Genomic DNA, 13,836 nt, shown 5'->3' with positions numbered 1-13,836 from the left:
CGGGGGTTGTGCTTGTGAGTGAAGTCTCAGACGCTGGCCGCCTGCTGTGACTTCGCCCGCTCGAGGGCCCGCTGGCGGGCGGCTTCGGACTCCGCGGCGAGGCGCTGCGCGTTCTCCGGGTCGCGGGTGAGGTTCTCTCCCGTCTCGGGATCGAAGACCATGACCTTGGCCGGGTCGAACCAGAGTTCCATGGTATCGCCCTCGCGCACCGAGGTGGACGGGTCGAGGACGGCGACGACCTGCGTGCGCGCGCCCTCGCCGTCGAGGTCGCGGTCGAGCTCCTCGAGTGCCTTCCTCACCGCCGGCTCCGCTTCGAAGGGGATGTAGGCGTAGACCTCGTTGCCGAGCCATTCGGTGACGTCGACCTCGGCGCTGAGGAGCGCTCCCCCGCCGCGCTTCGCCTCGTCGAGGGTCGCCGCATCATGGAAGTCCTCGGGCCGGATGCCGGCGACGAGGTACTGCGGGGCGCCGCGCAGCTTCTCCGCCTCGGCGGCCGGGAGGCTGAATTCCCCGAACGGCGAGCGGAGCCGACCGTCGACGTTCTCCACCGGCAGGAAGTTCATCGGCGGTGACCCGATGAAGCCGGCGACGAAGAGGTTGACGGGCTCGTCGTAGAGCTCCTGCGGGCTCGCGTACTGCTGGAGCACGCCCTTCTTCAGCACCGCGACCTTGTCGCCCAGGGTCATCGCCTCGGTCTGGTCGTGGGTGACGTAGACGGTGGTGACGCCGAGGTTGCGCTGCATCCGCGAGATCTCGGTCCGCATCTGGATGCGCAGCTTCGCGTCGAGGTTCGACAGCGGCTCGTCGAAGAGGAACGCCTTCGCGTCGCGGACGATCGCCCGGCCCATCGCCACCCGCTGGCGCTGCCCGCCGGAGAGGTTCGCGGGTTTGCGGTCGAGGTGGTCGCGGAGTTCGAGCAGCGTCGCCGCCCGGTTGACCCGCTCGTCGATCTCCTCCTTCGAGTACTGCCCCTTGGCGAGCATGAGCGGGAACGCGATGTTCTCGGCGACGGTCAGGTGCGGATAGAGGGCGTAGTTCTGGAACACCATGGCGAGGTCGCGTTCGCGGGGTGCGGAGTCGTTGACCCGCTCGTCGTCGATGCGCAGGTCGCCCTCGGTGATGTCCTCGAGGCCGACGATCATCCGCAGCAGGGTCGACTTGCCCGAGCCCGAGGGGCCGACGAGGATGACGAACTCGCCCTCGGCGATCCGCAGGCTGACATCGCTGATCGCGGGGTACCCGTCGCCGTAGCGCTTGATGATGTTCCGCAGTTCGATCTCGGACATGGTTCTCAACTCCGCTGGTGTGGGGTGGTGGGCGTGGGGCTCATCCCTTGACGGCTCCCGAGGTCAGACCGGAGACGATCTGGCGCTGGAAGAGCAGGACGATGATGATGATCGGGATCGTGACGATGATCGCCGCCGCGGAGATCGCGCCGGCGGGCTCTTCGAACTGGCTGGCGCCGGTGAAGAAGGACAGGGCCGCGGGCACCGGTCGGGCCGCCGAGGTCGAGGTCAGCGAGATCCCGTAGACGAAGTCGTTCCACGCGATGAAGAACGCGATGATCGCCGTGGTGAAGACGCCGGGGGCGGCCAGGGGCACGATGACCTTGCGGAAGGCCTGGAAGCTCGTCGCCCCATCGACCTGCGCGGCCTGCTCGAGCTCCCACGGGATCTGCCGGAAGAATGCGGCAAGCGTCCAGATCGAGATCGGCAGGGTGAGCGAGAGGTACGGGATGATGAGGCCCGCCCACGTGTCGTAGAGCCCGATCGCCGACCAGATCCGGAACAACGGGGTGACGAGCGAGATGACGGGGAAGATCGACACGGCCAGGGCCATCGTGAGGATGAGCTTCTTGCCCGGGAAGTCGAGACGGGCCACCGCGTAGGCCGTGAGCGTGGCGAGGACGACGGCGATGACGGTGGCGATGAGGCAGATCCCGATCGAGTTGACGAGCGCGGGGAGGAAGAGGTCCTTCGCGGCCCCGGTGAAGATCAGCTCGTAGTTCGACCAGTCGATCGCGGTGGGCCAGAACTGCTTGTTCGCGATGTCGCCGGGCGACTTCAGCGACAGGGAGACGATCCACACGACGGGGAAGAGCGCGTAGACGGCGACGACGAGGCTGATGACGATCCACCAGACGGTGTGCTTGCGGCCGGACATCGTCTCACTCACCTCTCGCCTGGGCCAGGTCGACCTTGAAGAACTTGATGAAGATGAAGCAGATGAGGGCGACGCTGAGGAAGAGCAGCACCGACAGCGCCGAGCCCATGCCCAGCTGCAGCTGGCCGATCGACTGGTTGTACGTGAGGAACGAGACCGTCGCGGTGTTCTGCGCGCCGGCGGTCATGACGAACACGGAGTCGAAGACGCGGAACGCGTCGAGGGTGCGGAAGAGCAGCGCCACCATGATGGCCGCCTTCATGTTCGGGATGATCACCTTCCACATCCGCTGCCACCAGGTCGCGCCGTCGACGGTCGCCGCCTCGAGCATGTCGCTGGGGATCTGCGCGAGACCGGAGAGGAGGAGCAGGGAGATGAACGGCGTCGTCTTCCAGATCTCCGCGGCGCAGATGACGATGAACGAGGACCAGAAGTCGCCGAACCAGTCGAAGGCCGGCATCGACAGCCACGTGCCGACGAAGCCGGTGCCGAGGTCGAAGGCGTACTTCCAGGAGAACGCCGCGACGACGGTGATGATGCCGTAGGGGATGAGGATGGCCGTGCGCACCCACGGCCGCACCGCTTTCAGCGCATTGAGCATGACGAGCGCGAGCGCGAACCCGAGGACGAGTTCGACGGCGACCGTGACGACCGTGAGCAGCAGGGTCACCCCGACCGTCTGCCACCACAGCGGATCGGTGAGGATGACGATGTAGTTCTGCCCCCAGTTGACGTAGCGGTTGTCCGGGTCGGTCATCCGGTAGTTGAAGAACGAGAAGTACACCGCCTGGAGGATGGGATAGCCGGTGACGGCGAGGAGGATGATGACCGCAGGGGCCGAGAGCATCCACCCGAGTCTCGTCTCACCGCGCTGCCGGTTCGACACCTTTGCTTTCACAGCAGCCTCTCCCCCTTGAGGATCTCGAGGATGAATTCCTGGGACCGCGCTGGCGTGGAGTCCGGACGGACGCCTCCGGCGGGTGCCAGGACTTCTGGATTCCGCCGGTCACCTCGTTGTAGTAGGGCGTCAGCGGCCGGGCGGCGGAGACCTGGAGCGATTCGGCGATGACCGGTGCGGCGGGGAACGCCTCCTGCACCTCCGGATCGTCGAAGGCGGCGAGGTTCGACGGGGCGTTGCCGTCGGTGAGGAAGTACGCGGACTGCTTCTCCGGTGAGCGGATGCAGTCGACGGCCTGGAAGGCGAGGTCCGGGTTCTCCGAGAAGGCACCGACGCCGAGGTTGATCCCGCCCAGCGGCGGCCGCGATTCCTGCCCCTCGTCGACGCGGGGGTAGAGAGTCCACCCGATGTCGTCGAGGACCGCCTGGTCGAGGCTGCCGTCCTCGACGGCGGCCTGCGAAGCCGAGTAGATGAAGGGCCAGTTGACCATGAAGCCGCCGTCGTCGCTCTGGAATTCGAGCATCGCCCCGTTCTCGTCGAGGTTCGACAGTGCGGGGCCGCCGACGCCGGTCTCGGCGATCCGCTCCATGATGCCCGCAGCACTCCGGCCGCCTCGGAGTCGAGGCCGAGGGTGACCTGGTCGGGCGAATCGGCGTCGGGGTTCTCGACGATCTGCCCGCCGGCGGATTCGACCATCGCATTGATCCACACCGTCAGCGACTCGGCCCTGATGCCCTGCACGCCGACGCGCTTGTCCTGACCTTCAGCGGCATCGATGATCTCGTCCCAGGTCACCGGTTGGGACATATCGAGCCCGGCCGCCTCGGCGACGGATTTGCGGTACCACAGCAGCTGGGTGTTGGCCCAGAAGGGGGCGGCGACGAGGACGTCCTGCCGGGTGGAGGATTCGACCGAGGAGGGAATGACCCCGTCGGTGAACTCCCCGATGTACTCTTCGGGGACGGGGGCGAGGTAGTCGGCATTGGCCATCTCGGCGACGTAGACCGGGTCGAGGCTCATGATGTCGATCGACGAGTCCGCCGAGGCGAGGCGGCGGATGAGCTGCTCGCGCTGGCTGGGGGCATCGTTGGGCAGCAGGCTCGTCGAGATCCGGTACGCCCCGTCGGCCTCAGCCGTGCACTGTTCGGCGATCGTCGCCTGGCCCCCGTTGTCGGGGTTGATGTACCACGTCAGGGTCGGTGTCGAGGTGTTCGCACTGCAGCCGGTGACTGCGACGAGACCGAGCAGCGCACCGCCGGCCAGCGCCAGTCGCCACGGTCGGTGCTTCCTTGCCTTCTCCGTCATTGCTCACCTGCCACTCTGCAGCGTTGCACATGTCATGGTCGTCTGTGAGCCACATTACCCCAAGTCAGGCGGAATGGAATCACTCGAGCGCGATCCACACGGCACTGTCCGCACTCAGCACTCCCTCCGACATTGCGTCAGGGTGACTTGCGGCGATGAGGTCCCCCGCCGGCAGCCCGGTCAGCGCCCGCGGCGCGGCGGTGAGGTTCGCGATCACGAGGATCGTGCCGGTGGCGGTCGCGCTCGTGAAGGCGAGGAGACCGGCGTCGGGATCGTCGAGCGCGTGCCACGCGAAGGCTCCGCGCCCGATCCCCCGGGCGCGTCGGAGGGCGATGAGCTCGGTGTAGAGGCGAAGCTGTGAGTCCGCGGCGGCGCGCTGGACGTCGCGGGCGAGGCCGCGGTGCGACTCGGGTTGGGGCAGCCACGTCTGAGCGTCGGCGCGGGTGCCGAAGCCGAGGTGGTCATCCGTGTCCCACCAGGGGTAGGGCGTGCGCGCCCCGTCCCGTCCGAGTTCGGTCCCCCTGCTGCGGGCGAACACCGGATCCCGTCGCTCATCGGCTGCCAGCTGGGTGTGCTCGGGCAGGCCGAGTTCGTCGCCCTGGTAGACGTAGGCGGAGCCGGGCAGGCCGAGTTCGACGAGGGCCATCGCGGCCGCGAGCCGTCGGCCCCGCGCCTCGTCCGGCTGCGGGTCCGCGGGCCCGATTCCGCGCTGATGCGGCGGCGGGGTGGGAAGTCCGAAGCGGCTGGCATGGCGGACGGTGTCGTGGTTCGACATCACCCACGTCGGCTCGCCCCAACCTCGCAGCTGCCGCGAAGGTCTCATCGACGGCGCGGTGGAGGTTCCCCGGGTCGACGCCGGCCATGAGGAAGGTGAAGTTGAAGGCCTGATCCATCTCGTCGTCGCGGACGTAGCGGAAGAGTCGCGAGAGCGGTTCGACCCAGGCTTCGGCGACGAGGATCCGCTCCCCCGGATAATCGTCGAGGACCCGCCGCCACGCCCGGTAGACATCGTGGACCCCGTCCTGGTCGAAGAACGGCGAGGCCGCGGTCGGTGACGCCGCCGGTCCCGCGTCGCCGTCACCGGCGGGCTGGTGATCGGGCAGGCCCTCGGCCTTGACGAGACCATGGGCGACATCGACGCGGAAGCCGTCGACGCCGCGGTCGAGCCAGAAACGCAGGACTCCCTCGAACGCCTCCCGCACTGCCGGGTTGTCCCAGTTGAGGTCGGGCTGCGTGGGATCGAAGAGATGGAGGTACCAGTCGTCGCTGCCGTCGACCCGGGTCCATGCAGGACCCCCGAAGACCGATGTCCAGTTGTTCGGCGGCGCCTCGCCGCGTCCCGACCGGTGCGGAAGATGTACATGTCACGAGCAGGGTCCCCCGCCTCGGCGCTCATGGCCTTCTGGAACCACGGATGGACGGCGGACGTGTGATTGGGGACGAGATCGACGATGACGCGCACGCCCGCAGCATGGGCACGGGCGATGAGCGCATCGAAGTCGGCGAGCGTGCCGAAGACGGGATCGACGTCCCGGTAGTCGCTGATGTCGTAGCCGGCGTCGTTGCCGGGCGAGGGGTAGAACGGGGAGAGCCAGATCGCGTCGACGCCGAGGTCGGTGAAGTGGTCGAAGCGCTCGAGGATCCCCGGCAGGTCGCCGATCCCATCGCCGTCGCCGTCGGCGAACGAGCGCGGATAGACCTGGTAGATGACGGCGTCGGCCGCCCAGCTCTGACCCTCTGCCATGCTCTGTCTCCTCACTGTGCGATGCGGCTGTGCGATGCGGCTGTGCGAAAGTCCAGCATAGACGCCACAGGGGCCGCAATCATGATGATTGCGGCCCCTGTGGGCTTCAGCGCTGAGCGGTGAGGCTCAGTGGAGAAGAGTCAGATCACTCGATGATCTTGGTGACTCGACCTGCACCGACGGTGCGGCCGCCTTCGCGGATGGCGAAGCGGAGGCCTTCCTCCATGGCGATCGGCTGGATGAGCTCGACCGACATGTCGGTGTTGTCGCCGGGCATGACCATCTCGGTGCCCTCGGGCAGCGTGATGACGCCGGTGACGTCGGTGGTCCGGAAGTAGAACTGCGGACGGTAGTTCGAGTAGAACGGGTTGTGACGGCCGCCCTCGTCCTTGCTCAGGATGTAGACCTGACCTTCGAACTTGGTGTGCGGGGTGATCGAACCCGGCTTGACGATGACCTGGCCGCGCTCGACGTCTTCGCGCTTGGTGCCGCGGAGAAGCAGACCGACGTTCTCACCTGCACGGGCATCCGGCAGGGTCTTGCGGAACATCTCGATGGCGGTGACGGTCGTCTTCGACGAGTTCGGCTTGATGCCGACGATCTCGATCTCCTCGTTGGGGAGGAGGACGCCGCGCTCGACACGACCGGTGACGACGGTTCCACGACCGGTGATCGTGAAGACGTCCTCGACGGGCATGAGGAAGGGCTTGTCGATGTCGCGCTCCGGCTCCGGAACGTACTCGTCGACCTGATCCATGAGGTCTTCGACGGTCTTGACCCACTTCTCGTCGCCTCGAGGCCTTGAGAGCGGAGACCTGGACGACGGGAGCGTTGTCGCCGTCGAACTCCTGGCTCGAGAGCAGGTCGCGGACCTCGAACTCGACGAGCTCGAGGAGCTCTTCGTCGTCGACCATGTCGGACTTGTTGAGAGCCACGACGATGTAGGGCACACCGACCTGACGCGCGAGCAGGACGTGCTCACGGGTCTGCGGCATCGGACCGTCGGTGGCGGCGACCACGAGGATCGCGCCGTCCATCTGAGCAGCACCGGTGATCATGTTCTTGATGTAGTCGGCGTGACCAGGGGCATCGACGTGAGCGTAGTGACGCTTCTCGGTCTGGTACTCAACGTGCGAGACGTTGATGGTGATGCCCCGCTCCTTCTCCTCAGGTGCGTTGTCCACCTGGTCGAAGGCGCGAGCCTCGTTGAGATCGGGGTACTTGTCCGCCAGGACCTTGGTGATCGCAGCGGTCAAGGTGGTCTTTCCGTGGTCAACGTGGCCGATGGTGCCGATGTTGACGTGCGGCTTAGTCCTATCGAAACTAGCCTTTGCCACTGGGTTCCTCCTCGTGGTTGGCAAAAGATATGCGGTTCATATCTTAGACCTTTGTTGGTTATCTTTCATTCCAGTGATGTTGTTCTACATCACCTTGGCGATGAGCTGTGGAGATTACTCTCCGCCACGCATCTTCTGGATGATCTCGTCGGCCACAGCCTTCGGGACCTCCGCATAGCTGGAGAACTGCATCGAGTACACCGCGCGGCCCTGGGTCTTCGACCGCAGGTCTCCGATGTAGCCGAACATCTCCGACAGCGGGACCACAGCCTTGACGACCTTCACGCCGGAAGCGTCGTCCATGGACTGGATCTGGCCACGCCGAGAGTTCAGGTCGCCGATGACGTCGCCCATGTACTCCTCAGGGGTGCGCACCTCGACTTCCATGACCGGCTCGAGCAGAACCGGGTTCGCCTTCTTCACGGCCTCCTTGAGGACCATCGAACCGGCGATCTTGAACGCCATCTCCGAGGAGTCGACGTCGTGGTAGGCACCGTCGACCAGAGTGGCCTTGATGCCGACCAGCGGGTAGCCGGCGAGGACGCCGAGCTGCATCGCATCCTGGATGCCGGCGTCGACGCTCGGGATGTACTCACGAGGCACGCGACCGCCGGTGATGGCGTTCTCGAACTCGTAGATCGTGTCGCCGTCGACCTCGAGAGGCTCGAAGGTCACCTGGACCTTGGCGAACTGTCCCGATCCACCCGTCTGCTTCTTGTGGGTGTAGTCGTACTTCTCGACGGCGCGACGGATCGTCTCGCGGTACGCGACCTGCGGCTTGCCGACGTTCGCCTCGACCTTGAACTCGCGACGCATGCGGTCGACGAGGATGTCGAGGTGGAGCTCGCCCATGCCGCGGATGACGGTCTGGCCGGTCTCCGGGTCGAGTTCGACCTGGTAGGTCGGATCCTCTTTGACGAACTTCTGGATGGCAGCCGAGAGCTTCTCCTGGTCGCCCTTCGTCTTGGGCTCGATGGCCACGGAGATGACGGGCTCGGGGAAGGTCATCGACTCGAGAGCGATCGGGTGTGCGGGATCGCACAGCGTGTCGCCCGTCGTCGTGTCCTTGAGACCGATGAACGCGTAGATGTGACCGGCGATCGCCTCTTCGACCGGGTTCTCCTTGTTGGAGTGCATCTGGAAGAGCTTTCCGACGCGCTCCTTCTTTCCGCTCGTGGCGTTGAGAACCTGCTCGCCCGACTTCACCTGTCCCGAGTACACGCGGACGTAGGTGAGCGCACCGAAGAACGGGTGCGTGGCCACCTTGAACGCGAGTGCCGAGAACGGCTCGTCGACGGAGGGCTTGCGGACGATCTCCTCTTCCTCGTTGCTCGGGTTGTGTCCGATCATCGGAGGCACGTCGAGCGGCGAGGGGAGGTAGTCGAGGACAGCGTTGAGCATGGGCTGGACGCCCTTGTTCTTGTACGCGGAACCGCACATCACCGGGAAGGCCTCGGACTCGATGACGAGAGCGCGGATGCCGGCCTTGAGCTCGGCGACCGAGATCTCCTCACCCTCGAGGTACTTCTCCATGAGCTCTTCCGAGCTCTCGGCGACGTCCTCGACGAGCTGGGCACGGTACTCTTCGGCCTTGTCCGCAAGATCCGCGGGGATCTCGATCTCGGTCATGTCCTGACCCTTCTTGGACTCGTCAGGCCAGATGTAGGCCTTCATCTCAAGAAGGTCGACGATGCCCTCGAAGTCGGACTCGGCGCCGATCGGCAGCTGGATGACGAGCGGCTTCGCACCGAGGCGGTCCTTGATGGTCTGCACGGTGAAGTAGAAGTCCGCACCGAGCTTGTCCATCTTGTTGACGAAGCACACACGCGGAACGTTGTACTTGTCAGCCTGACGCCACACGGTCTCGGACTGCGGCTCAACGCCTTCCTTGCCGTCGAACACGGCGACGGCGCCGTCGAGGACGCGGAGCGAGCGCTCCACCTCGACGGTGAAGTCGACGTGTCCCGGGGTGTCGATGATGTTGATCTGGTAATCGTGCCAGTAGCAGGTCGTCGCGGCCGACGTGATCGTGATGCCGCGCTCCTGCTCCTGCTCCATCCAGTCCATCGTCGAGGCACCGTCGTGGGTCTCGCCGATCTTGTAGTTCACACCGGTGTAGAACAGGATGCGTTCGGTCGTAGTGGTCTTACCGGCATCGATGTGGGCCATGATGCCGATATTGCGGACCTTGTTCAGGTCGGTGAGCACGTCAAGTGCCACGGTGTCTCTCTCTCAATCGATGACTTGACCGCAGACCCTTCCCTCCCGACCGGTCTGCGCAGCAGACCGATCGGGCGGCAAGGGCGACGATCACCAGCGGTAGTGGGCGAAGGCCTTGTTGGACTCGGCCATCTTGTGGGTGTCCTCACGGCGCTTGACAGCGGCACCGAGGCCGTTGCCCGCGTCGAGGATCTCATTCATGAGGCGCTCGGTCATCGTCTTCTCACGGCGCTGGCGGGCGTAGCCCACGAGCCAGCGCAGTGCCAGGGTCGTCGAACGAGCAGGACGGACGTCGACCGGCACCTGGTAGGTCGCACCGCCGACGCGGCGGGAGCGGACCTCGAGGGACGGGCGAATGTTGTCGAGAGCCTTCTTGAGGTTGGCAACCGGGTCGTTGCCGTTCTTCTCGCGGGTGCCTCGAGGCACCGTAGACGATGCGCTCGGCGGTCGAGCGCTTGCCGTCGAGCAGGATCTTGTTGATCAGCTGCGTGACGAGCGGCGAGTTGAAGACCGGGTCGACGACGATCGGTCGCTTCGGTGCAGGACCTTTGCGCGGCATTACTTCTTCTCCCTCTTCGCTCCGTACTTGCTGCGGGCCTGCTGACGGCCCTTGACACCCTGGGTGTCGAGCGAACCGCGCACGATCCGGTAGCGCACACCCGGAAGGTCCTTGACACGGCCACCGCGCACGAGCACGATCGAGTGCTCCTGCAGGTTGTGTCCCTCACCGGGGATGTACGCGGTCACTTCGATCTGGCTCGAGAGCTTGACACGAGCGACCTTGCGAAGAGCCGAGTTCGGCTTCTTGGGGGTCGTGGTGTACACACGGGTGCACACGCCGCGACGCTGGGGGCTGCCCTTCAGGGCAGGGGCGTCGGACCCTGCGGACTTGTTATGCCGTCCTTTGCGGACGAGCTGCTGGATTGTCGGCACTAAGCGTTCTCCATTGCTTCTCGATGAACCTAATTCCCACATCGGCCGCGACGCAGGTCGCGTTTGTGAACCGTGGGACATATCCGACTGAACACCGGGTGAAGCTTGACTCCCGATGCCAGTAACCACGCGGCCTCACGCACCCTGCGCTCGGGAGTGTCGCAAGGACACGCGCGCGCAGGGTTCTGCTCGGTCGGGCGGCCTGCGCCGGTCGCACTCACACGGGGTCCAGGCCTCACAACACACCTGGCATGATCGTCCGACGACGCAGATAACACAATCAGTCGCCTCCCAGAATATCGCGTGCGCGAGCCTCCGGTCAAAATCGCCGGAAGCGGCGTATCCTGCTCCGCCCGGCCGCCCTCGGGCGGAGAGACACGGGTCACGATATAGCAGGGTCGCTTCCTTGACTCATTCAAGAAAACCATGCAAGGGTGAAGGGGTGACAGAGGAACAACAGGCGCCGACGGGGAACTATTCCGCGATCCTGCGGACCAGCTCCCTGCGCGTGACGAAGCAGAGAGTCGCGGTGCTGGCAGCGGTGGACTCCCATCCCCACGCCGACACCGAGACCGTCATCCGCGCGGTCAGACAGGACCTCCCCGAGGTCTCCCATCAGGCCGTCTACGACTCACTCCACACCCTCACCGAGGCGGGTCTCCTCCGCTGCATCCAACCGTCCGGGTCCGTCTCCCGGTACGAGCGGCGCATCGGCGACAACCACCACCATCTCGTGTGCCGGGAGTGCAGCCGGATCGTCGACATCGACTGCACGGTCGGTCAGGCCCCGTGCCTGACCCCATCACACGATCACGGCTTCGTCATCGACGAGGCCGAGGTGACGTTCTGGGGTCTGTGCCCGGACTGCGCCCGTCGCAGTGCGGCTCCGGAGCCCGAACTCGAACTGCCCTCTGTCGTCTGAGCCGGGAGGCGCTCTCGCTGCGCCCTTCCGTCGCCATCAGCTGAGCCCGCCCGGGGCTCGACACCGAAAGGAACACCATGACCGACACCTCCACTGCAGGCGGCTGCCCAGTCGTCCACACGTCTTCGGGTGCCAACCCGACGTCCGAACCCGGATCGCTGACCACTCCCCTGCAGGGCGACGCCAACGCCCAGTGGTGGCCCAACCGTCTCAACCTCAAGATCCTCGCGAAGAACCAGCCCGCCCGCGACCCGATGGACGCCGACTTCGACTACGCGGCGGAGTTCTCCACCCTCGACTACGACGGGCTCAAGGCGGACCTCGCCGCGCTGATGACGACGAGCGAGGACTGGTGGCCGGCCGACTTCGGCAACTACGGTCCGTTCATGATCCGCATGGCCTGGCACTCCGCCGGCACCTACCGCGTCCAGGACGGCCGCGGCGGCGGCGGTGAGGGCCAGCAGCGCTTCGCGCCGCTCAACTCATGGCCGGACAATGTCGGACTCGACAAGGCCCGCCGCCTCCTGTGGCCGGTGAAGAAGAAGTACGGCAAGAAGATCTCGTGGGCCGACCTCTTCATCCTCGCGGGCAATGTCGCCCTCGAGCAGATGGGATTCAAGACCTTCGGCTTCGCCGGCGGTCGTGCCGACGTGTGGGAGCCCGACAACGACGTCTACTGGGGTTCGGAGACCGAATGGCTGGGCACCGACAAGCGCTACGCGGGCAACCGTGAGCTGCAGAAGCCGCTCGCGGCGACGACGATGGGCCTCATCTACGTCAACCCCGAGGGCCCCGAGGGCGAACCCGACCCGGTCAAGGCCGCCGCTGACATCCGCGAGACCTTCGGCCGGATGGCGATGAACGACGAGGAGACCGTCGCCCTCATCGCCGGCGGCCACACCTTCGGCAAGACCCACGGCGCCGGCCCCGAGAGCCACAAGGGTGCGGATCCGGAAGCCGGTGCCCTCGAGGAGCAGGGGCTCGGCTGGAAGTCCGACTTCGGCACCGGTTCGGGCAACGACGCGATCGGCAGCGGCATCGAGGTCACGTGGACCTACCACCCGACCCGCTGGGACAACGAGTTCTTCCACATCCTCTTCGCGTACGAGTGGGAGAAGTTCGAGAACGAGGGCGGCCACATCCAGTGGCGTCCGGTCGACGGCGGCGGCGACGACATGGTGCCGATGGCCCAGGGTGAGGGACGCCGTGAGCCCCGCATGCTCACGACCGACCTCTCGCTGCGCTTCGACCCCGCCTACGAGAAGATCTCGCGTCGCTTCAAGGACGATCAGAAGGCCTTCGAGGACGCGTTCGCCCGTGCGTGGTTCAAGCTCACGCACCGCGACATGGGACCCGCGACCCGCTACCTCGGACCCGAGGTGCCGAACGAGGACCTCATCTGGCAGGATCCGATCCCAGCGGGCACCCCGCTCAACAACGGCGAGGTCGAACTCGTCAAGGCGGCCGTGCGCAACTCGGGCCTCAGCGTCTCCCAGCTCGTGTCGACGACGTGGGCCGCCGCGTCCTCGCACCGCGTCTCCGACATGCGCGGCGGCGTCAACGGCGGTCGCCTGCGGCTGGAACCACAGCGGAACTGGACGGCCAATGAGCCGGCCAAGCTCGCCGAGGTGATCGGCGTGCTCGAGCGCATCGCCGCCGAGACCGGCGCCTCCTTCGCCGATGTCGTCGCGATCGCCGGGGCCGTCGGCGTCGAGACCGCCGCCGCGGCTGCGGGCTTCGACGTCACCGTGCCCGTGTCGACCGGACGCGGGGACGCCTCGCAGGAGCAGACGGACGTCGAGTCCTTCTCCTACCTCGAGCCGACCCACGACGGCTTCCGGAACTACCTCACCCCGGGCCTGCCGCTGGCCGCCGAGTATCTCCTCCTCGACCAGGCGAGCCTGCTCGGGCTCACCACCTCCGAGCTCACGGTGCTCATCGGCGGACTCCGCGTCCTCGGCGCGAACTACGAGGACTCCGAGCTCGGTGTGTTCACCGACCGCAAGGGCGAGCTGACGAACGACTTCTTCGTCAACCTCCTCGAGCTCGGCAACACGTGGAAGGCCGTCGGCGATTCGGCGACGACCAACCTCTACGAGTCCTACTCCCCGGCCGGTGAGAAGCTGTGGTCGGGCAGCCGTGTCGACCTGCTCTTCGGGTCGAACTCCGAGCTGCGCGCGATCGCCGAGGTCTACGCCTCCGACGATGCACAGGAGAAGTTCGTCAACGACTTCGTCAATGCCTGGTCGAAGGTCGTCGAGGCCGACCGCTACGACCTCAAGCGCTGAGGTCAGTCTCTCCTCGCCGTGGTGGG

At 66.1% G+C, this 13,836-nt stretch carries 7 protein-coding genes and 4 pseudogenes; 2 read left to right on the top strand and 9 right to left on the bottom strand.

All coding sequences use genetic code 11. From position 1 onward, the window contains the following. Nucleotides 1-26: 26 nt before the first annotated feature. The 9 genes and pseudogenes from AC2W7K_RS12530 to rpsL form a co-directional block, all read right to left on the bottom strand. Nucleotides 27-1,286 (bottom strand): ABC transporter ATP-binding protein, encoded by a 1,260-nt coding sequence (locus AC2W7K_RS12530; protein WP_211977966.1) that lies wholly within the window; start codon nt 1,284-1,286, stop codon nt 27-29. Nucleotides 1,287-1,326: 40 nt separating this feature from the next. After that, the gene (locus AC2W7K_RS12525) at nt 1,327-2,163 is read right to left on the bottom strand and encodes a carbohydrate ABC transporter permease (protein ID WP_198500914.1); all 837 of its coding nucleotides are present in this window, start codon (nt 2,161-2,163) and stop codon (nt 1,327-1,329) included. A 4-nt stretch (nt 2,164-2,167) separates the two neighbouring features. Beyond that, nucleotides 2,168-3,010: a carbohydrate ABC transporter permease gene (locus tag AC2W7K_RS12520; protein WP_198498206.1), complete on the bottom strand. Its 843-nt coding sequence runs from the start codon at nt 3,008-3,010 to the stop codon at nt 2,168-2,170. Between the two features lie 47 nt (nt 3,011-3,057). Continuing rightward, a pseudogene (locus AC2W7K_RS12515) lies at nt 3,058-4,366 on the bottom strand (extracellular solute-binding protein). Between the two features lie 79 nt (nt 4,367-4,445). After that, a pseudogene (locus AC2W7K_RS12510) lies at nt 4,446-6,110 on the bottom strand (glycoside hydrolase family 13 protein). Nucleotides 6,111-6,255: 145 nt separating this feature from the next. Continuing rightward, a pseudogene (tuf, locus tag AC2W7K_RS12505) lies at nt 6,256-7,447 on the bottom strand (elongation factor Tu). A 114-nt stretch (nt 7,448-7,561) separates the two neighbouring features. Next, complete coding sequence (fusA, locus tag AC2W7K_RS12500) at nt 7,562-9,667, bottom strand: elongation factor G (RefSeq protein WP_211977970.1); 2,106 nt, start codon at nt 9,665-9,667, stop codon at nt 7,562-7,564. 90 nt (nt 9,668-9,757) lie between these two features. Continuing rightward, nucleotides 9,758-10,226 (bottom strand): annotated as a pseudogene (rpsG, locus tag AC2W7K_RS12495) (30S ribosomal protein S7). Next, a complete protein-coding gene (rpsL, locus tag AC2W7K_RS12490; RefSeq protein WP_009379175.1) occupies nt 10,226-10,600 on the bottom strand; it encodes a 30S ribosomal protein S12 in 375 nt (124 codons plus the stop codon). Before rpsL ends, rpsG begins: the two are co-directional and overlap by 1 nt. Nucleotides 10,601-11,042: 442 nt before the next feature. Here rpsL and AC2W7K_RS12485 point away from each other — a divergent pair, with 442 nt between their 5' ends. Together AC2W7K_RS12485 and katG are read left to right on the top strand one after the other, a co-directional pair. Continuing rightward, nucleotides 11,043-11,522: a Fur family transcriptional regulator gene (locus tag AC2W7K_RS12485; protein ID WP_211977972.1), complete on the top strand. Its 480-nt coding sequence runs from the start codon at nt 11,043-11,045 to the stop codon at nt 11,520-11,522. A 77-nt stretch (nt 11,523-11,599) separates the two neighbouring features. Beyond that, complete coding sequence (katG, locus tag AC2W7K_RS12480) at nt 11,600-13,810, top strand: catalase/peroxidase HPI (RefSeq protein ID WP_211977973.1); 2,211 nt, start codon at nt 11,600-11,602, stop codon at nt 13,808-13,810. Nucleotides 13,811-13,836 lie beyond the last annotated feature (26 nt).

The organism is Brevibacterium sp. LAARM2_SD2, assembly GCF_057364785.1.
This window is presented reverse-complemented; position numbering and strand designations above follow the sequence as displayed.